18 protein-coding genes are annotated in these 19,987 nt (G+C 46.3%); 10 read left to right on the top strand and 8 right to left on the bottom strand.

All coding sequences use genetic code 11. The features are described 5' to 3' along the window. The first annotated feature begins 9 nt into the window (after positions 1-9). The gene (locus tag SKC35_RS06560) at positions 10-717 is read left to right on the top strand and encodes a DUF2490 domain-containing protein (RefSeq protein ID WP_377978589.1); all 708 of its coding nucleotides are present in this window, start codon (positions 10-12) and stop codon (positions 715-717) included. On the opposite strand, the gene SKC35_RS06555 is transcribed toward SKC35_RS06560, so the two are convergent. The 3 genes from SKC35_RS06555 to SKC35_RS06545 are packed head-to-tail and all read right to left on the bottom strand — an operon-like array spanning position 714 to position 3,314. Continuing rightward, on the bottom strand, positions 714-1,271 hold the full coding sequence (locus SKC35_RS06555; protein WP_377978588.1) for a GNAT family N-acetyltransferase: 558 nt from the start codon (positions 1,269-1,271) through the stop codon (positions 714-716). The genes SKC35_RS06560 and SKC35_RS06555 overlap by 4 nt on opposite strands. Positions 1,272-1,279: 8 nt before the next feature. Beyond that, positions 1,280-2,752, bottom strand: coding sequence for a nucleoside hydrolase-like domain-containing protein (locus SKC35_RS06550; RefSeq protein WP_377978587.1), 1,473 nt, complete (start codon positions 2,750-2,752; stop codon positions 1,280-1,282). A gap of 1 nt (position 2,753) precedes the next feature. Continuing rightward, the gene (locus SKC35_RS06545) at positions 2,754-3,314 is read right to left on the bottom strand and encodes a pentapeptide repeat-containing protein (RefSeq protein WP_377978586.1); all 561 of its coding nucleotides are present in this window, start codon (positions 3,312-3,314) and stop codon (positions 2,754-2,756) included. Between the two features lie 49 nt (positions 3,315-3,363). Between SKC35_RS06545 and SKC35_RS06540 the strand changes: the two genes are divergently transcribed. Next, a complete protein-coding gene (locus SKC35_RS06540) occupies positions 3,364-4,470 on the top strand; it encodes an alpha/beta hydrolase family protein (RefSeq protein ID WP_377978585.1) in 1,107 nt (368 codons plus the stop codon). On the opposite strand, the gene SKC35_RS06535 is transcribed toward SKC35_RS06540, so the two are convergent. Then, positions 4,471-6,447 (bottom strand): beta-N-acetylhexosaminidase, encoded by a 1,977-nt coding sequence (locus tag SKC35_RS06535; RefSeq protein WP_377978584.1) that lies wholly within the window; start codon positions 6,445-6,447, stop codon positions 4,471-4,473. An 87-nt stretch (positions 6,448-6,534) separates the two neighbouring features. On the opposite strand from SKC35_RS06535, the gene SKC35_RS06530 reads away from it, so the two are divergent. Beyond that, positions 6,535-8,586 (top strand): glycoside hydrolase family 97 protein, encoded by a 2,052-nt coding sequence (locus SKC35_RS06530; protein ID WP_377978583.1) that lies wholly within the window; start codon positions 6,535-6,537, stop codon positions 8,584-8,586. A 1-nt stretch (position 8,587) separates the two neighbouring features. Next, positions 8,588-9,208, top strand: coding sequence for an alpha-ketoglutarate-dependent dioxygenase AlkB family protein (locus SKC35_RS06525; protein WP_377978582.1), 621 nt, complete (start codon positions 8,588-8,590; stop codon positions 9,206-9,208). On the opposite strand, the gene SKC35_RS06520 is transcribed toward SKC35_RS06525, so the two are convergent. Next, positions 9,154-9,906, bottom strand: a complete 753-nt coding sequence (locus SKC35_RS06520; RefSeq protein ID WP_377978941.1) for a 1-acyl-sn-glycerol-3-phosphate acyltransferase — start codon at positions 9,904-9,906, stop codon at positions 9,154-9,156. The genes SKC35_RS06525 and SKC35_RS06520 overlap by 55 nt on opposite strands. Here SKC35_RS06520 and SKC35_RS06515 point away from each other — a divergent pair. Then, a complete protein-coding gene (locus SKC35_RS06515; RefSeq protein WP_377978940.1) occupies positions 9,864-10,874 on the top strand; it encodes a bile acid:sodium symporter family protein in 1,011 nt (336 codons plus the stop codon). The genes SKC35_RS06520 and SKC35_RS06515 overlap by 43 nt on opposite strands. After that, positions 10,867-11,889: a sodium:calcium antiporter gene (locus tag SKC35_RS06510; protein WP_377978581.1), complete on the top strand. Its 1,023-nt coding sequence runs from the start codon at positions 10,867-10,869 to the stop codon at positions 11,887-11,889. Before SKC35_RS06515 ends, SKC35_RS06510 begins: the two co-directional genes overlap by 8 nt. Here SKC35_RS06510 and SKC35_RS06505 read toward each other — a convergent pair. Genes SKC35_RS06505 through SKC35_RS06495 form a run of 3 tightly spaced genes read right to left on the bottom strand, consistent with a single transcriptional unit; the run spans position 11,842 to position 13,114 of the window. Then, positions 11,842-12,096 (bottom strand): VF530 family protein, encoded by a 255-nt coding sequence (locus SKC35_RS06505; protein ID WP_269006799.1) that lies wholly within the window; start codon positions 12,094-12,096, stop codon positions 11,842-11,844. The genes SKC35_RS06510 and SKC35_RS06505 overlap by 48 nt on opposite strands. Continuing rightward, complete coding sequence (locus SKC35_RS06500; protein ID WP_269001353.1) at positions 12,093-12,614, bottom strand: gamma carbonic anhydrase family protein; 522 nt, start codon at positions 12,612-12,614, stop codon at positions 12,093-12,095. Before SKC35_RS06500 ends, SKC35_RS06505 begins: the two co-directional genes overlap by 4 nt. Further along, a complete protein-coding gene (locus tag SKC35_RS06495; protein WP_223131674.1) occupies positions 12,605-13,114 on the bottom strand; it encodes a KdsC family phosphatase in 510 nt (169 codons plus the stop codon). The genes SKC35_RS06500 and SKC35_RS06495 overlap by 10 nt, the downstream gene beginning before the upstream one ends. 52 nt (positions 13,115-13,166) lie before the next feature. On the opposite strand from SKC35_RS06495, the gene SKC35_RS06490 reads away from it, so the two are divergent. From SKC35_RS06490 to SKC35_RS06475, 4 genes are all read left to right on the top strand, one after another. Next, positions 13,167-17,102, top strand: coding sequence for a hypothetical protein (locus SKC35_RS06490; protein ID WP_377978580.1), 3,936 nt, complete (start codon positions 13,167-13,169; stop codon positions 17,100-17,102). A gap of 85 nt (positions 17,103-17,187) precedes the next feature. Next, positions 17,188-17,892 (top strand): lysophospholipid acyltransferase family protein, encoded by a 705-nt coding sequence (locus tag SKC35_RS06485; protein WP_377978579.1) that lies wholly within the window; start codon positions 17,188-17,190, stop codon positions 17,890-17,892. Then, a complete protein-coding gene (gene recO / locus SKC35_RS06480) occupies positions 17,882-18,559 on the top strand; it encodes a DNA repair protein RecO (RefSeq protein ID WP_377978578.1) in 678 nt (225 codons plus the stop codon). Before SKC35_RS06485 ends, recO begins: the two co-directional genes overlap by 11 nt. Next, a complete protein-coding gene (locus tag SKC35_RS06475) occupies positions 18,559-19,926 on the top strand; it encodes a M61 family metallopeptidase (RefSeq protein WP_377978577.1) in 1,368 nt (455 codons plus the stop codon). Before recO ends, SKC35_RS06475 begins: the two co-directional genes overlap by 1 nt. The last annotated feature ends 61 nt before the right edge of the window (positions 19,927-19,987 follow it).

Raw genomic sequence — 19,987 nt, 5'->3', positions numbered from 1 at the left:
CATTGCCAAATGAAGTATGTCTTTTTCTTTTTGTTTCCCCTCTTCGTAGCGCAAAGCCAAGGTCTAATAGAGCATCAATCCCAAGTTTGGTACGGATATTACCTCATGCATTCTTTAAATCCGAAATGGTATGTTCAAGGTGAAGTGCACACACGGCATTTCATAGACCCATTAGTGCACCACCAAAATGCTTTTAGAGCACATGTGCACCGAACGATAGGGGATAATTGGGATCTTTCTGCTGGAGCAGCCCTTTTCCTAAACACGCCTAATGATCCGCGGACGGCGAATAGACTAGCCATTCCGGAATACCGCCCTCATCTAGATGTCGTATACAAACATCGCTGGTCCAAAGTTCGGTTAGATCATCGTTTCAGATTAGAGATGCGCTTTAACCGAGTACCGAATGCGAGTCGTACAGAACTGACGGATGCTATTAACTTTAGCAATTACCGTCTTCGTTACCGAATTCAAGCCTTATTTCCCTTCATCAAGCGAATACAGGGAAAAGTGAATACGGAAATTTTATTGAATGCGGCGCAGGAAAATCCCGCGAATGAGTTAGACCAACACCGGATGTTTGCCGGTGTCAGTATTCCGCTGCGGGAAAATTTAACAGTTGATGTGGGTTATTTGCACGCCTTTCAGCAACGCCCTAATTTGAATTATTACGATCGCAGTATTTTGAGCATTATGGTATATCATCGTATCCCTTAAAAAGTTTTTTTATTCCAATCCCACAACACAATATTCCAGCCAATTCCACCATATTCTAAGGTATCAATTACTTGGAATCCCCGTTTTTGATGCGCTTTTAGCGAACGGTGATTTGCCTGGGCGACGTCTGTTACACAATACGTGTAACGATTAGCATAATGATCTCGGAAACTTCCGTAGAGTTTTTGGACCAAATCCTGTCCCCTATACTCCTTCGAAACACAAAGCTGAGCCACAATCGCATAATTTTCAACCGGCTTACCTTCGAAAATGCAGCGTTCAATATTCTGCACCAGATCTGCTAATAAAGGATGCTGGCGTGCCGTTTCTGGCAACGCGACTAAACTGTATCCCACCACTTTTTCTCCATCTTTCGCAATGATACCCGGGCTTTTTTGGTTCAGCAATTCCAGAAAATCAAGGTCATATTCCGCCATCAAAAAACCCTCCGTCTCCGCCTCTTCCTGCGTAATGTTATTACGCAAATTAGCTTGCTGTAAGGCTAAAACGCCTTTCATCTCCTCCTTGGCTTTGACTAATTGAAGTGTGATCATGAGGGAATTTAGTTTATAGTAATCACTACTCTCTTGTACCTCGTCAAAGCCGGCGACCCCGAATCCGTTCCTTCCACCACGACGTGAAAAGTATCACCTTTTTTTGCATCAGCAGGTATTTTCACGGTGATGTTGCCGTCTTTTAGTGTCACTTCAGCTTTCCCAGATCCTGCCTCCGAATAAGGCCAAACCTTCAGCTTCACCGCGTTCCCATCCGGATCTCCCGTCGTGACATGAAGTGCAATTTGATCTCCTGCTTTTGCGGTAATCGAAGTGCCTTCTTTCACCAAAATCTGAGGCGCGTGATTCGCCTCTTTATACGATTTCACACACCAATCTGCGCGGGCTGCGAAGTCTTCTTGCGCGGCGATTAACCAGCGGGTTTGGGAATAAGAAATGTCTAATTTACCGGTCTCCGGATTGAAATCAGCTGCCTTTTCGTTGTCTTCGAATCGATACGGATTTCCCTCCGCTAGAGCGAATCGACCACCCCAACCACCGTAGGATGGGTTGTTCAAGTTATTCAACCCCACATCCACTAGGTGCAAGAAAGCGGGTGAATCTCCCTCGGAAATAAAATCAAAAGGTTGGAAAGATCCCCATTGCGCATCCTTCAATTTAGTCGGATCACCGTGTATGTGCTCGTCGTCGCCGGGCTGCTTTTGGCCATCTCCATAGGCATAATACATCTTCAATAAAGGCCCGTGATTTTGGATGATTTTAGGCCCCATATAGGTTCCCTCGAAATAGGGTTGCGTCGCCTTAGGCATCACGCGCTTCCATGGGTAGGCAAAACTGGCAAACTGCTGCGCATTATAAAATACCCGAATCTGCGGCCAATGTCCACCGATGTAATTTTTCAGCGTCGCATCCTGATCCATCACGGTGTAGATGATGGCTTTTCGAGAGATTTTTTCTTTGATGCTGGGCCAGTTTTTTTCGCTGGCATATTGCTCTTCAATCGATTTCAAAGCTCTAGCAATCGTATTTGTCCCACCCCACGCTTGCAAATAAATAGGCTCCGGATCGTTGTCTAACAATTTTGCTTTGATCCATTCTGACCCCTCTGTCACCTGCTCCATTTCTCCTTCGAAATCAATATTTCCCACTTTGACTAAACTATTTAAGTAGGCTGGAGATGGGTAGTTTTTGTCGTGCAAAATTAGGTTCGGATGAACTTGTCCATACGCTTTCAATAAATCTTGAATCCATTGAACGCCTGGCCAGCGCAAGTCTGTTTTCGCACCATACATTTTGCGGGTCATCTCCATTTCTGAGGTGAACTTGGTCCCTTTCCCGTCGCCTTTGTAATGCCACATGGAGCTAGAATACACTAAACCTTCCAGCTGGTATTCATTCGAATACAAAAGCATCCGGATGAACGTATCCACGTCATCGATTTCGCCGTCTGTCGTGACAATCGTACGAGGCTGAGCGAAAAGTGGCGCGCTCAGCAGGAGTAGCAATAAGATTTTTTTCATATTAGGATATAGAGATGTCAAAGCCCTGCAATAATCCCGCCAAACCATTCTGCGAAAACTTCGCCTTCTTGATCTGATTTATGCTGGGGTGAATGATAAAATTAAACGCGCTGCGGAAGTCCGCTTTGCTTAGATTCGTCTGGTCAAAAAGTGCCCCAGCCAAATCGCAATCATCGAAAACGGCTTCCGAGAAATCGGATTCTGTGAAGTCCACTTCGTGCAAAGAACAGCCCGCGAACTTTGTCTTTTTTCCTTTGATTTGGTAGAAGGAAGACAAGTTTAAAACACAGGTATCAAAACTTACTTCGAATAAAAAAGGATTGCAGGCTTCGAAGCGAAGGCCCTGCATTTTGCAGTCTTTGAAGTGCACTTTTTGGAGTGCTGCTCCGCTAAGTTTGACTAAACTGAGATTGCAAGATTCAAAGCTGCAGTCTACGAATTGGAAATTTTTAAAATCTTCTGATTCGAACTGGCAGTTTTTGAAAACGCAATGTTCGTATTCGCCGATGGCGAGCGTGCTTTCTTTCTCGAATTTTTGGTCGACGATATAAGGCTTCTCCATACCGCAAATTACCATTTTTTCCCTATTTTGCTTCTCCTTAATCTTCACTATGAAAAAACTATTCCTCTTCCTCGCACTTAGCACCACTATTTTTGCCCAAGAAAAAATCGATTTAGGTACCCTGAAAGGGGGCGGCTATCAAGTTTTGATGCCAGCTAAATGGAACAAAAAACTAGTGATGTATGCCCATGGTTACCAATTTATGGGAACCCCGACGGCGAGTGCCAATGCGGGATTGGATAAGCGCTTACAGGTGATTTTGGATCGAGGTTTTGCCGTTGCAGCATCTGATTACCCTATCCAAGGTTTTGCCTTACCGGAGGGAGTTGATGCGACCGAAGAATTGCGCCAAGCTTTCGTGAAGAAGATGGGCCAACCGGACTCGACCTTTATGATGGGGCACTCGATGGGCGGTGGAATTACGTTCGCGACTTTGGAGAATTTTGGCCAATACTATCATGGTGGATTACCTCTTTGTCCGCTATCTTCTCGCCCGTATTTACAGTGTAGAAAAGAGTACGATATGTATGCGACGATGAACGGTTTATTCCCAGGAATCGTACCTTCGTTGAAAGATATTTTTGACGTCAATAGCTCTGTCGGATTCGTATCCTTTGCCACCGCAGGCAAACGAATGGGGGAGATCAAAAAGGCTTTATTGCAGAAAGATTCCGTGTTAGCCGTGGCTTTTGCGAAGCGCTTTGACTTGAAATTCGATGACCTTCCTGGCGCCTTATTTTTTAACCAAAACGTGTTACGCGACATCGCCCTCAAGCTAAAAGGCAACCCTTTTGATAATACAGAAACGCTTTACACGGGCTTCCCAGATAACTTGAAAGTAAATGCGGTAGCAGAACGCTTACCTGCCACGAAGGATCAGGCAGAGCTTTTTGCGCGCTACGACCGCACCGGAAAAATTGATAAGCCAGTCGTATTGATGCACACGATTTACGATCAATTAATTCCGGTTTCCTATGCCGTGACGAACATTGAAAATATGATTCACGCACAAGGACGCGATCAATATTTCGCCGTTAAATACACGAACGGTCAGGCCCATTGTCAATTCACAGATGCACAAACCGCTAAAGCTTTTGATGCGATGCGGGCTTTTGTGAAGACAGGACGGAAGCCGGCGATCGAGTTTTTACCTTAATTACATCAAAGGGATATTCTCCGGTCGGTCTTTCAAAGTTCCAGTAACTAATGCTTCTAATTCATCCCAAATACCCAGCTCCAAGCTCGCAGCTGGCTTGCGCGCCGCTTTGATTTCGGCAATAAGAGCAGATGTTTTTTCGGGATTTTTTTGGCCTAAATAATCAATGATCTTAGGAGCAATAGTAGAGAATGAATTCACTAATGGTTGAATAGAAGAGATCTTTTTAGCCTCTTCTGCTGCCTTTAGCATCGACTGCAAACTTCCTGCAATTTGTTTAGAATCCCCGTTTTTTAAGAAATCTTTTACTTGTAGTCTAAACGCAAAGGCCTCTTTCGAATCCGGACGCAACACATCCCGTAAGTTGCGGTAGGTTTTATCGCGTTGTTCTGTGGGGATAGTCATATCACCCATTAAACGCTTGTACCCTTTGATAGGCGTTAAAAGATTTAAGAAGGATTCCGTGTTTGGAAAAGAAGCTAGCACTGCTTTTTTTGAATCATTCAAGTGCAACCCTGTTTTCTCCAGGTAGGCTTCAGCGGCAAAAAGTCGCTCATGAAATTCGTCTATGTCTGCAGTAGCCGGATTCGTCCACAATCGTTCCGCAATAGCTAAGGTTCTAGGCCAAACACGGCCCTCAAAAACTTCTGCATCCACCACTTCTGACCACATCGCAGCTTCGCCACCTTTCCAAGGGCTGCTTTGCGTGAAGTCTTTATTCATCAAATGGATATAGGAAGGCATAAAATGATCCAAATAAAAACCTCTCGAATCAATCGCAGGATTACCTTGTTTCACAATCGCGTCTAACGAAAGTCCGGGTCCCATCATACTTGGTTTCCAAACTTGGACGGTTATGTCGGCTGGAGTTTTGGCATTAAAAGCTTCCTCCCATACCACGGATTTATATCCCTCTTTTTTTACTACCGCATCGAAACGTTGCAAGAAATATTCTTGTAATTCGTGCACATTGGCAATCTTTTTTTCCGCCATAAAAGCCACAATCTCTGGGTTGTTTTTCCACGCAACGCCATTACTCTCATCCAAGCCCAAATGGAAATATGCGAAAGGAAAAATGCTTTTCATTTCTGAAACTAATCCGGCTAAAAACGTATAAGTATTCTCTTTCGTGGGATCAATCGTAGGAGTGGGAGCGGTGTTCATCATTTGCATAATGGCCATCATATTCATGGGCTTTGCTCCAGCCTCTATTTTGAATCTCGGCCCCGGTTTGTATTCCTTTTTCTCACTAGCTAGTTCTGGATAGCCTGCAAAGAAACTTTGACTATGGCCGGGAAGATCGAATTCTGGGTATACGTCGATTCCTCTATCAGCGCAATAGGCTACGAGTTCCTTCATTTGGGCTTGCGTGAAATACTGTCCGCCGGAACCTAATTCGTGTAATTTGGGGTATTTTTTTGACTCGATTCGAAAGCCTTCGTCATCCGTTAGGTGCAAGTGCAAAATGTTTAATTTTGCCGCTGCCATGGCATCTACGTTTCTTTTTATGACGTCCAAAGTAATAAAGTGCCGCGCCACATCAATCATTAAACCGCGCCATTCAAATCGTGGTTCATCTACAATAGTTACATAAGGAATCGACTTATTTTCGACTAATTGAGTTAGTGTTTCAAGTCCTTCCATCACTCCTCTAACACTGCCTGCACTTAATTTCGCGCCTTTCGCATCTACAGCTAATGAGTAAGCTTCTTTTTTCAAATCTGACTTCAATTGTACTTGAATGGCTAATTTCTTAGCGCCCGCGGGCAAAGCAGTTAAGGAAGCGATACGTTTTTCTGCTCTTTTTGCCGCTTTTAAAATTAGGGGATCAGTAGAACCCGTAACCGAAATGGAGGAAGATATGAGGGAATATTTCCCGTTATTTAGTTGTATCGTTTGCGGTTTAGGCATCAAAGATTGCGCCGAAACTTGAAGTGATAAGGAAATTCCTAGCCATAGAAAGGCAATTTTTTTCATAATTAAAGGTTTAGAAAGCAAATTAATCAATTTTTTTAACACCAATAAATTGACTGATTAAACGGCAAGATTTAGTAATTTTGCGGTATGAACAAAACCCTTCTTCTCCTACTTTTGAGCGTCTCTTTATTCGCCCAAAAATCGTTTAAGATAGCTTCGCCTACAGATCAAATTTCAATTCAAGTATCGCAAGGTGCTGACAGAGCCCTTAAATACCAGGTTTTTTATAAAGCCAAAGAGGTCATCGCAGCCTCTGACCTAGGTCTAACCCTGAAGAAACCCGCTTTGGAGTTACGTAAATTTCAAATCTTAGGCGTGGATTCTACCCTCGTGGACGGCACCTGGAAACCGGTGTGGGGAGAGGTTAAGGAGATCAGAAATAATTACAAGGAATTGACCCTGCATTTGAAGGAATCCGGGGTCTTGATGGACGTGATTTTCCGCGTTTTTGATGACGGAATCGGCTTCCGTTATTTCTTCCCTACCCAAGACAATTTCAACCATTTTATCGTCGATAACGAGTGGTCTTCTTTCACGATGACGGGTGACCACAATGCCTTCTGGATTCCAGGAGATTATGATACAAACGAGTATACCTACCAAAGAACCAAAATCTCCGAAATCGATGCCTTAGCTGCGGCAGCTAAAGAAAAAGACATCGCGGTGACGTCTTTAATGGGCAAAAACTTCGTCCAAACTCCCCTGATGTTAAAGTCAGCGGATGGCCTCTATGTGAATGTGCATGAGGCGGCATTAGTCAATTATCCGGCGATGCATTTGAAACTAGAGGGACTCGAATTTACCTCCGCTCTAGTGCCGGATGCAGTTGGAAATAAGGCCTACGCACAGACGCCATTCAACACCCCGTGGAGAACGGTGGTGGTGTCGAATAAGGCGGAACAGATTTTGGCCTCTAAATTAATCTTGAACCTAAACGAACCCTCGAAAATCAAGGATTCCACCTGGATCAAACCCCAAAAATTCATGGGCATGTGGTGGGAAATGCACGTGGGCAAGGCGAACTGGCCTTTGGCAGGTGGAAAACACGGCGCAAATACGGAGAACGTGAAACGCTACATCGACTTCGCGGGCAAACACGGATTCGACGGCGTCTTAGTGGAAGGCTGGAACACGGGCTGGGAAGATTGGTTCGGAAACTGGAAGGAAGAAGTATTCGATTTCGTGACGCCTTACGCGGATTACCAAATCGACACCCTCACAAAATATGCCGCTTCTAAAGGTTTGAAGCTAATTATGCACCACGAAACCTCGAGTTCCGTGACGAATTACGAGCGCAGAATGGACGCCGCCTATCAATTTATGGTAGACAAAGGGATCAACACCGTGAAGACGGGTTACGTGGGCAAAATCATTCCACGAGGCGAGCACCACGACAGCCAATGGATGGTCAACCACTACAACCGCGTCGCTGAGAAAGCGGCAAATTACCACCTGATGGTTGATTCCCACGAATCCGTTCACCCCACAGGCTTGCACCGGACCTACCCGAACTGGATGGCCGCAGAAGCCGCTCGTGGATCGGAATTTAACAATGCGCCAACGCTTGGAATTAACGCGGAGCACACGACCATTTTACCTTTCACTCGCTTGATGGGCGGACCGATGGATTATACGCCGGGGCTTTTCCACATGAATTTGAACCAGTTCGATTCGACGCGGACGACGAAAGTACGCTCTACTTTGGCCAAACAATTAGCGCTCTATGTCACCATCTACAGCCCCTTGCAAATGGCGGCAGATTTACCAGAAAACTACGAACCTAAACTGGACGCTTTCCAATTTATCAAGGACGTCGCAGTGGACTGGGACGATACGAAAATCATCGCCGCAGAACCGGGCGAATTCGTAACGATTGCCCGCAAGGCGAAAAATAAAGACACCTGGTTCATTGGTTCGATCACGAACGCGACGGCCAGAAATATGTCTTTCGATTTAGACTTTTTGGATCCGGACAAAACGTATGAAGCGATGCTCTACCGCGATGCGGATGACGCCGATTTTGAGAAGAATCCAGAAGCCTACGTAGTCGAAAAACGCCTCGTAACGGCGAAGTCAAAAATGACATTCCGCCTGCAACGCGGTGGCGGCTGTGCGATCAGCCTTAGACGCTTAAACTAGTATGGAGCTATTCGATTTTCCTGCGGACCCTTCGGTAAACCTGCTTCCAGGCGACGGAATCGTCCATTATTACGGGAAATTGATGTCTTCTACGGAAGCAGCCGACATGGCGCAGGCCTTACTAGAACGCATCGAATGGCGAAACGATGAGGCGGTCATTTATGGCAAACGCATCATCACGAAACGCAAAGTGGCTTGGTACGGAGACGAACCTTTTTCGTATACCTACAGCAATACAATGAAGACCGCCTTGCCTTGGACACCTGAATTGCAAGCCTTAAAATCCCTCGCGGAAAAACACTCCGGCGAAACCTATAATTCCTGCTTGTTGAACCTATACCACGATGGCTCTGAAGGAATGGCCTGGCACAGTGACGGCGAAAAAGATTTGCAAAAAAATGGGGCGATTGGCTCGCTGAGCTTTGGCGCAGAAAGAAAATTCTGCTTCAAGCACAAACAATCCGGCGAAAAAATAGACGTCTTCCTCGAAGCAGGAAGCTTACTCGTCATGAAAGGCGAAACCCAAACCCACTGGCTGCATCGTCTGCCACCCACCACAAAAATTCATCAGCCCAGAATCAATTTGACTTTCAGAACAATCGTCACCACGAGTGCGACATAGACGGGGAAAGTAAAAAGCAAAAGGGCGAACAAAACCGAATCGTAAAAGACGGAATCCTTCGTTTTCGCCGCCGCAAAAGCCCGTACCGGAATATACAGAGGCAAGGCAAAATAGTAAAGCAATCCGTGCGGGAATCCTACGTGCTTCGGCACCTCAATCAAGCGTTCCATCTTCTCGAAAACCGCCGCATTAAACTTGACTCGATCCGCCGCTTCCACGATAGGCGCAGGCCACGGCATATTTTTGAAAGCCAGGTGAATTCCCTTCCCAAAAGCCGTAAAACTCGAATACCCAATCCCCGCAATCTGAACAATCGGGAAAATTCCCTCCGCGTGCGCACTCTCTAAAATACGACTCGCGCCCTTTTTAAATGGCTGCAACTCGTGGGTATTGAGGCAGATTCCTTCGATGAAAATCAATACAATTCCGTCGTTGCGGAGGCATTCCACTGCTTGACGAAAGGTGGTTGAATTCAGGTGCAAGTGCTCTTTTCCCTCACGTTGGCGAAAGACGGGAAGCATATTTAATTGCCTTAATAAAAACCCGAAAACTGGGTTTCTAAACACGTCTCCCCGCGCTAAATAGTTGATATTTCGCGGATACAAAGCGCCTATGATGACGGCATCTAAAAATGAATCCGGGTGGTTAACGACCAATAGAACAGGGCCTTTGGTTTTCATCAACTCCGCATTTTTCACCACGAGGGACGGGCAAAAGAGTCGCAGCGCGAATCGAACAAAGATTTTTAGGAGAAAGATCAAGTATTTCTTTAATTTTAAGCACCGCAAGGTTTAAAAATTTTCGCATGCAAGCAAGCTTTCTCTCCGTCGTTTTAATGCCCATCGCCCTCGCGATAATTATGACCGGATTAGGTTTGTCGCTCACGATGGCGGATTTCAAGCGCGTCTATGAATATCCGAAAGCGGTCATCGTAGGCCTAGGAACCCAAATGATTCTGCTGCCTATCATCTGCTTTTTCATCGCGAAAGGGCTAAACTTGCCCCCTGAATTAGCCGTAGGTTTGATGCTTTTAGCTGCGGCTCCCGGTGGTCCTTCGGCGAATTTGTATTCGCATATCGCCAAAGGCGACGTCGCGCTGAATGTCACCCTCACCGCCCTCAACAGCATTTTATCGGTGGTTTCCATCGCTTTTATCGTCAATCTTTCGATGAAATTATTGATGCAGCAGGACGCCTATGTTCCTCTGCAATTTTCGAAAGTATTAGAGGTGTGTTTGATTGTTATTTTACCTGTTTCGGTGGGTATGCTGGTTCGAAAAAAAGCACCCGGATTTGCACAAAAGCTCGAGTCTCCCGTGAAAATCTTGTCCGCCATTTTCCTCGCCTTGATTATTGTTTTAGCCGGTTGGAAAGAGCGTGATCACTTGATGCAGGATATTCAGACGGTCGGTTTGGCCTGTCTTTTATTTAATGTGGCCTGTCTCTCGATTGGGTATTTTCTGCCGCGATTGTTGAATTTGGAGAAGAAGCAAGCTATCGCGATAGGGATGGAGATCGGGATTCACAATGGGTCTTTGGCGATCTTTATAGCCTTGAGCGTGATCGGGAATGGGACAATGACGATTCCGGCGGTGGTGTATAGTATCATCATGTTCATTACGGCGGCTATTTTTGGCTGGCTGGTAAATCGCGGCGAACATGTCTGATTTCATCCTAGTAGCTATTTTTCTGGTTTCAACCGCCGTGATCTGGATCACCGGAATCCACTTGACTAAGGCCATTGACCATATTACAGACCATTATGATTTAGGGGAGGCTTTTGGGGGGATGGTTTTTTTGGCCATCGTGACTAATCTGCCTGAAATCGCTATTACGGTTGTCGCGGCCTATCACCGAGATTATGATATCGCCGTCAGCAATATTTTAGGCGGCATTGCGATTCAGACGGTGGTGCTGGTATTAATCGATGTATTTGGGGTGGGAAGATCGGCCCCCTTGACCTGGAAAGGGCATTCAAAGGTACTCGTTTTAGAGGGTGTGGCGCTTATATTTATCTTGACTTTGGTACTGATGGGGACCACATTCCCGTCCTCTTTCCTGATATTGCGTTCGACCCCCTTCGAGTGGATGATTGCATTAATCTGGTTGGGATCGATTTTTATGATTGCCAAAGTAGGTAAATCCGAGCCGGACTACCGCAGCAAACAAGATGTGAATTACCAGCTTCGTCATCCCAATGTTCGATTTAAGGGGACATTACGTCAAGCCTTTTTCGTCTTAGCGGGTGGCGCCGTGCTCACTTTAGGCGCTGGCTGGGCCTTAGAAGCTTCTGGAGAAACGTTGTCTGTTCGCTGGGGGATTGATGGGGTACTTTTTGGAGGAACAATACTGGCACTTTGTACTGCCTTGCCGGAGATTTCCACCGGAATTGCGTCAGCACGGATCCGGGATTATAATATGGCGGTGAGTGATATTTTTGGCGGTAATGCCTTCTTGCCGGTCTTGTTTTTAGTCGCCTCACTGATCGGTGGCGACGCGATTTTGCCGAGTATTTCCAAACCAGATATTTACCTCACGGCTTTGGGCATCTTCTTAACCGGCATTTACATGGTGGGAATGGTGATACACCCGAAAAAGCAAATTCTGCGAATGGGCTACGACTCCTTTGTGGTTCTACTCGTCTACCTGCTGGGCATTGCGGGCCTTTTTGTGCTTCTCTAGTTTTTTAATATTCCAAACATACAGCGTCTCCACCTTCGCCCTCGCCCAAGGCGTCTTGCGCAAGAATGTCAAGCTAGATTTGATACTCGGATCACTCGCAAAGCAGTTAATTCGGATTTTGCGAGCCATCTCTTCCCAGCCTAATAAATCGACTAGATCAGTTAAAATGGCTTCGAGTGTTACGCCATGTAAGGGATCATTGCTCATTGTGTTGGATTTGAAAACCACGACGCGTATTCTACATAATTATAAGCCGTGCGCTTGAAAACTTCGGCAGCCTCTGGGCTGACATCTTTTAAATATTTGGCTGGATTTCCCGCGTAAATACTGCCTGCCGGCACCCGAGTTCCTTGCGTCACCACGGCACCCGCCGCCACAATACTGCCTGTTTCGATATAGGCGTTGTCCATCACGATGGCCCCCATTCCGATAAGCACGTTGTCCTCGATGGTACAACCGTGGACGATCGCATTGTGTGCGATGGAAACATAATCGCCTATGTTGGTGACGGTTTTTTGGTAGGTACAATGCACCACCGCACCGTCCTGAATGTTCGAATAATTGCCAATGCGGATGGAATTCACATCCCCGCGAACGACCGCATTAAACCAAATCGTGCACTGCTTTCCGGTCTGCACATCCCCCACGATGGTGGCATTAGGTGCGACCCAGTTGTCTTCTCCTAAAACGGGTGATATCCCCTTTACTGGTAAGATTAAGCCCATTTTCCTTGGAGTTTTAATACTTTTTCAATCACATCTCTCACCGCACCACGGCCACCATTAAAGGGAGAAACGTATTTCACGACTTGGTGCAATTCAGGAATCGCATCTGCCGGGCAGGTGCTTAAAATATCCGGGCGAGACAGGACTTTTAAATCCGCCATATCGTCTCCCATGTATAAGATTTCGTTCTCTTTAACGCCTAATTTTGGCAATAATTCTAAATAAGTTTCCAGCTTATCTTTCCCACCTAAACCGAAATAGATGTGTTGAAACTTGAGATTTTCTAAACGTTTTTTGACCCCTGGATGACTTCCACCTGTAATCACGCACATTTGAAAATTAGCCTCACGCGCTTTTTCGAGCGCATAGCCATCGCGGATGTAGAAGGTGCGGAAATGTTCGCCTGTCTCCAGAACGTGTACATTGCCGTCCGTCATCACACCATCGATGTCAAAAATGAAGGCTTTAATATCTTTAAATAAGGAAAGTACGTTAGACATAGGGATTATTTTGACCCAAATATCTGAATATTTTATGTATTTTTATCCCTTTATGCAGAATACGATCACATTCTTTCGCATCCTACTTTTCACCCTTGCCCTGAGCTTTAGCCTTTCTGCGCAAAAGATTCAGGTAGGGCCCTATTCGCTGCGCGTGAATAGCGCTCAGAAAGAGAAAAACCAGTGGGGGCCTACAGAAATCACCTACCGTATCGCGAATGATAGCCTTGTTTTTCAGGTGACTGAATTTGCCTGGGACGAAAAGTCGAAAACAGGTATGGCCAAAGGCGGAGAAATTCAAGGTGAAAAACTAGGTCACAAAAACGCGCGTCTGCAGATCGATGCCATGCAATTTCAACCGGCGAATGGGACGCTTCGATTTATTTCGGCGGACTGGATCGAGCAGGAAAAAGCGCTGAATGGCGAGGGATCACTTACTTTACGGCGAAAAGACAAATACTTCTCTTTCGAATTTAAGGGAACAGAATTCACCGAAATGACGGGGGATGTGTGGTCCGCGGAAGGAAAACCAGTTTTCAAGGATCTGCGCAAAGGTTTACGGGATGGGGCTTTGCATTTCCAGAAGCTAGGGACGATGTCCGCACCACAGATTTGGTTCTTGCCAGACTCGTCTATTGTCGTTCCGCAAGGTCGCTGGAGTAGTCCATTAAGCGAAAAGGATTCGCTCACAAGAAAGGATGTGGCCGGTCAGTATTATCCGAAAAACCAGACCTTCCATTTTAAAAAATTAACCGGGGCCACGAATCGCGCCTTGTTCGAAGACACGTTCCACGATATGCGGATGTCGGTGGATTTAGGGGTACTAAGGGTCAAGGAAAAGCGCATCGATTTTTACCAAATTTCCGGCCGAAACCAGGTTCCCGCTTGGCTCGAATCGAAGGATTATTACAATGACGGCCGCATTCAGGAATTACAAGGCTTGTTGAATTATAGCCCGATGCGGATTCTGTACCGCTATTTAGTCGAAAATAAAGTGGAGACGGCGACCATCGGCGACCTAGCCGTTTTAGTGAATCGCCGGCCAGAGCAGATTCAATCCGGTTTTCTGTCCTACGTGGATGCGGGCTATATGCAAGTGGTGGATGAGCTGTATTCTTTTACGGCTTTGGGGCGGCATTATGCGCGGGTGGCTTATGAGAAAAAGGATTTTGACACCTTTTATGCGGCCTCGATGGGCGAAAATCTCGATGCGGATTCTGCCTCGATTTCCCTCGATTTAGTGGACAAGAAATTGCGCATTCGGGGCATCCAGCAGGTGATGATTTCGGACTCGCTGAAGGCGGAATTTATTCCCTATGACGAGGCGTTGACCTTCCAAAAAGGCCGCGACTTCAATTTCTTAGGCGAAATCAAGATCGGCGATTACCGCTTCCGAGGCCCAGATTTTGCCTTTAAATTCAACGACTTTACGGCGCAATTCGCACAGATTGATTCGATTACTTTTATCCCTAAAGGCCAATCCAAGGAGTTTGGAGGGGCTTTTCGCTATGGATCAGGTTCGCTTATTTTGAGCCCACCGGGCAATAAGTCAGGGCGTTTTGGGGTAGCAGAATACCCTAAATTACTTATCCCAAAAGGGATGACCGCCCACTTCGACGAGCCATGGCGCGCGAAAGGGGTGTATGATTCGACCTACTATTTTAAAGTGCCCAGCATCGCCCTCGATAGTTTGACGCAAAAGGCGCCCGTATTTGTGGGGACCTTTCACTCTAAAGGGCTTTTACCCCCCTTAAACACGCAATTGATCTTGAAGCCGGACCAAAGTTTTGGCTTTACCTATACCCAGAAAACGCCCCTAAAAATCTATCAAAACAAGGCCAACCTCAGCCTGAGCGCCCCGCTGGAAATGGACAAAAAGGGCCTTCACACGGCAGGATCTTTCTCGATGGATGGGTTCCAATCCACGCTAAAAGAGGCCTTCCTGTATCCGGATTCGCTAATTAGTGTCGGCTCCGAAGGTAAACTAGGGGAGATGGCAAACAAGAAAGGCCCCATTGCGAGTCTGCCAGGACACCGATTCACCTGGTTGCCACGCGAGGATTCCTTGGCCATTTATCCAGAGAAGAATTCCTTTGCGCTCTATGCGAATCAATTGCAATTAGAGGGGCCGGTTTGGATGCACAAAAAGCAGGTTTTTGGCAAGGGCGACATTACCTTAGGTGATGGAAAACTGAAATCAGAACTGTATTATTTCCAACCCGCGACGTGGAAATCGAAGGATGCATCGCTCACCATAGGATTGAAGAAACCGGTATTCCAGGCGGAACGGATTTCTATCGAAGCTGCACCAGGCGCGGTGAATCTGAACTTTAAAGCGGTGGAAGATGCGAAAGCGCTATTACCTATTCAAGGGTATTCCACGACTTACGCAGGGGCGGTTTGGGAGCAAAAAAACCAAAAGATAAAGCTACAGAAGCCTGTTTTACACATCTTAGATTCCGCTTCAAAAGCCGGGCCCATCACGGCGAAGTCAGGCGTGCTGGATCAAGTTTCTGAGGTCATTTCGCTAGAAGGCGTGAAAGAAATCGAGATTGGGCCAGCGACGGTTTATCCGGCAAAAGGTCTATTAGCGATTGCGAAGGGTGGCCAATTTAAATCTTTAGTAGGTGCGAGGGCGACGGTGAATGGCCACGTTTTGGCAAACATTAACACCGTCACCGCTAACGCGAATCGATTTACGGGAACAGCGAATTACTTGTTGCCGGTGGAGGGAAGCGATAGCTTAGTTATTCCTATGAAGAATTTCGATTTTCTGCCGGAGGGAATCCGGGCGGAGGCACGCTACATCGAGAAAACGCCTTTAAAATTAACGGCACACCAAGAATTCAAAGGCGATGTGTATTTCTTATCGGAGAAACCGAGTTTGGAATTCAAAGGATCCATCCGGCCCTTATTAGGCACCCTGAAATTCAAAACGGCCTGGATTCCGTTCGCGAATTCGAAGGGAATTGTGGTGAACGACGAGTTGAAAGATGAACTCGGTCGCTCCGTCACCGCCGGCATTTTCGTGAATGCGGCGAATAAATTATACCCTTCTTTCCTGGGCCCCATGTCGAATGAAGACGACCCCGTCTTGTTCAAAGCGGCCGGCGAAGTGACGGAAGCGTCCGAAGTGTACAGCATTAAAAATGCGGAATCGCAGATGCATTTATCGATTCCGAAAAAGCGTGTGGACACGGACGGAATGGTGCAATTATTCACGGGTAACAAACTAGTTCGGTCTTTTGGCAAGATTTCCATGTCCATCGACACGCTCATTCCGCGTATCGAATCTTGGCTCAGTTTACAGTTCCAAGTGCCGGTTCCCATTCTGCAGAAAATGGGTGATCGCATTGTGAAATACAATTTAGAAGAGGGATTACTTACAGCTGCGGCGGATGAGCCGGCGGATCGAGACGAATACTTGAAGCGAGTGGAACCGATTTTAGGCAAAAAAATTCCTGAGGCCACGAAAGCACGCATGGATCGGGAGCATTTAGCCTTGGATAAAGTGGATCCAGAATTCACGAGCATGATTAATTTCTCCTCCGTAAAATGGGCTTGGTCACCAAATTTGAGCGCTTTTTACTCGATTGGGGATTTGCCTTTGATCAATGTGGGACCTGTAGATGTGAATGCCACGATTAAAGGATTTATGGAGGTGGTGAAGAAGCCAAACAAGGAAGAGTTTTACGCCTATTGGGAATTATCGGAAGATCTTTGGTATTATTTCGCTTATTTTGAGGGAGAGTTAGGTGTTTATTCTTCTGACAATTCCTTTTTAGCCACAGTGCGTGAGTCGATGAAGACACAGAAAAAAGGAGGAGTAAAAGTTGTAGAGGCAGCTGCAGAAGAAAAAAATGCGTTTATCAAGCGCTTCACTTCCTATTACAAACCATTGATTCCGGTGAAGAAAGCGCCGGCTAAGATAGAACCAACAAAAACAAAACCAGCCAAGAAAGGCAAAGAGAAGAGCGGTGGATTTTAAGAGTATAACCTTTTTACAGCATTTTTTTGATTGCCTAGACCGCTGGGGTCTGGTCCGTCGTGACCCGTTTGGGAACCCGATCGGAATGAAACGAATTATCGTGTTTATTCTGGGCTGGTTAACCTTTGCTCGCTTGAGCATTTACAACAAAACCGAAATAAAGGGAACAGAAAAAATCATCGATTTACCACGTGAAGGCGTTCTGTTTTTATCGAATCACCAAACCTATTTTATGGACGTGATTTGCCTCTACCACATCTTTTTCTCCGTGAAATGGCGGGTGAATAACAGTATTCGCTTTCCTTTTTATTTACTGGCTCCGCGTTCTCGGCTTTTTTACGTGGCGGCATCAGAGACGATGAAGGAGGATGGTTTTTTACCCCGAGTATTTTCGTTAGCCGGGGCTATTTTAGTGAATCGCTCCTGGCGTGCACATGGCCAGGATGTAAAGCGGGAGGTAGATTTAGAAGCCCAAGCGAAGGTTATTAAAGGCCTAAATTTTGGCTGGGTAGTTAGTTTCCCACAAGGAACTACGCGCCCATTTGCCCCCATCAGAAAAGGAACTGCGCACCTCATTAAGGCCGCAAATCCCATCGTCGTTCCTGTCCAAATCAACGGTTTCCGCCGCGCCTTTGACAAGAAAGGCTTCTTCTTAAAGAAACGTAACACGACTTTGAGCGTGGAGTTCAAAGACCCGATTCGCTTTAAAGAATCAGATTCAATCGAAGAAATTTGCCAACGAATTTCGGAAGCTACTGGTATTCCGATGGCCGACCCAAATGCTAACTAAAACCCAAGGCATCGTCATTTCCTACATGCGGTATCGGGAAACCTCGATCTTGGTGAACGTCTACACCGCGGAAATGGGGATCAGTTCTTACATCGAAAATGGGGTGCGTTCTGCCAAAGCCAAGCATAAAATGGCCCTCTTCCAACCGCTCACCTTGCTAGACTTAGAAGTCTACCACAAGCCGGGAAAGGGGTTGCATCGGATTTCAGAGGCCAAATGTTTCTTCCCCTACCAAGCCATCCCCTTTGACATCGCGAAGTCTTCGCTAGCTTTATTTCTTTCTGAAGTTTTAAGCAAAGTATTAAAAGAAGAGGAGGCGAATCCCGCTTTGTTCGAATTCTTGAGCCATTCCATGCAATATCTGGATCGCGCTTCAGAACATTTCGAAAACTTCCATCTACAGTTTTTATGGCAATTAGCTGCCTTTTTGGGTTTTGGGGCAGGTAATGCCGCGGAATTCTACCAGCAACTGAAAGCCGCCGGCTGCATCGTGCCAAATTTTACGGAATTAGACGCCTTGATTCACGCGGATTACGGTCACCCCATTATGCTTCACCGGGCGGAACGCAAAGAATTATTGGCCGGAATGCTTAATTATTATCAATTGCACATGGAAAATTTCGGAGAGATTCGTTCCTTGCAAATCCTACAAGAAGTATTAGCCTAATGCTTAATCGTTATCACATTCAGCTGGCTGAAAAGCCGAACTATTTGGACATCACCTTTCAGTTTACCCCACGTAAACCGGGCAAACAGGTGATTCAACTACCTATTTGGCGTCCAGGCCGCTACCAGGCTCAAAACTTTGCGAAAAACATTCCAGTTCTGAAGGCCTTTAGCGGAGGTGTTCCCATACCCATCGAAAAAATCGCTTCCTCTATTTGGACCTTAGAAGCATCGGAACCAGTCGAAATTCGCTACAGCTATTATGCGAATCAACCCGATGCCGGCGGATCTGTGGCGGAGGCTGACTTGCTTTATATCAATTTCATCAACTGTCTTCTGTATGTCAAGGGCCGTGAAAACGAGCGTTGCGAGATTCAAATTGAAAAACCAGCCGGCTGGCAGAGTGTCTGTACTTTCAAAAACGGTGGAAAATACCGCGAGCTTGTGGACTCGCCTTACATCGCGGCCCCTGCCATCTTTCAACATAAATGGAAATGCAATGGCGTGAAATTTGCGATCGATGTAGTCGGATCGCGCCAGGCTTTGACGAAAAAACTCACTGACGCCTACGAAAAATTCACCCAAACCCAGCTCGACTGGATGGGCACTTTCCCCGTCAAAGAATATCACTATATGCTCTGGGTTTGTCCTACGCCCTATTACCACGGGGTGGAGCACACAAAATCTACGATGATGGTGATGGGACCGCCGGATCGCGATGCCTACGAAGACTTGATCGGCTTAGGCTCGCACGAACTGTTTCACGTTTGGAATATTGCGACGATTCGCCCGAAGGAACTATTTCCCTATGCATACGACCGAGAGGTGCCGTTTTCCACCGGCTGGGTCGTGGAGGGAATTACGACCTATCTTGGGGATTGGTTTTTGTATGAGTCGGGCGTTTGGACTCGGCAAGAATACCTGGCCGGTTTATTAGGCAACTTGAAATTGCATTTTGATCGCGATGCGAATGCGCAGCAGTCGCTGGAGGAAAGTTCGATCGATTTATGGCTGGACGGCTACGGGGTGAGCTTGCCTTCTAAGCGCGCGTCCATTTATTACAAGGGAGCGGTGGTGGCTTTGGCTTTGGACCTACAATTACAGGCAAAAAACGGCAAGTCGTTAAAAGAAGTGATGCATAAAATGAACGCGGAGTTTGGGGCATTGAAAAAAGGCTACACGAAAGCCGACTTCATCCGGATTTGCGAGGAAACGTATGGCGAATCTTTACAGGATTTTTTCCATCAATTCGTAGAAACGACAACCGACATTACCGCTGATTTACAGGACATTCTGGAAAGTGCCGGCTTGCAATTCGCGCAGGACATCACGAAAGGTTGGACCTTAATCGAAAAACACGCCTTTTGATTGCGCTTTTTTTCCTGAAAGTAGAAGTTTTGTCTTTTCAGTAGCTACGAATTATCCTCAT

It is taken from the genome of Aquirufa originis (assembly GCF_042714495.1).
GTDB lineage: Bacteria > Bacteroidota > Bacteroidia > Cytophagales > Spirosomataceae > Aquirufa > Aquirufa originis.
Note: the sequence above shows the minus strand (reverse complement) of the source record. Positions and strands in the feature narration are given on the sequence as shown.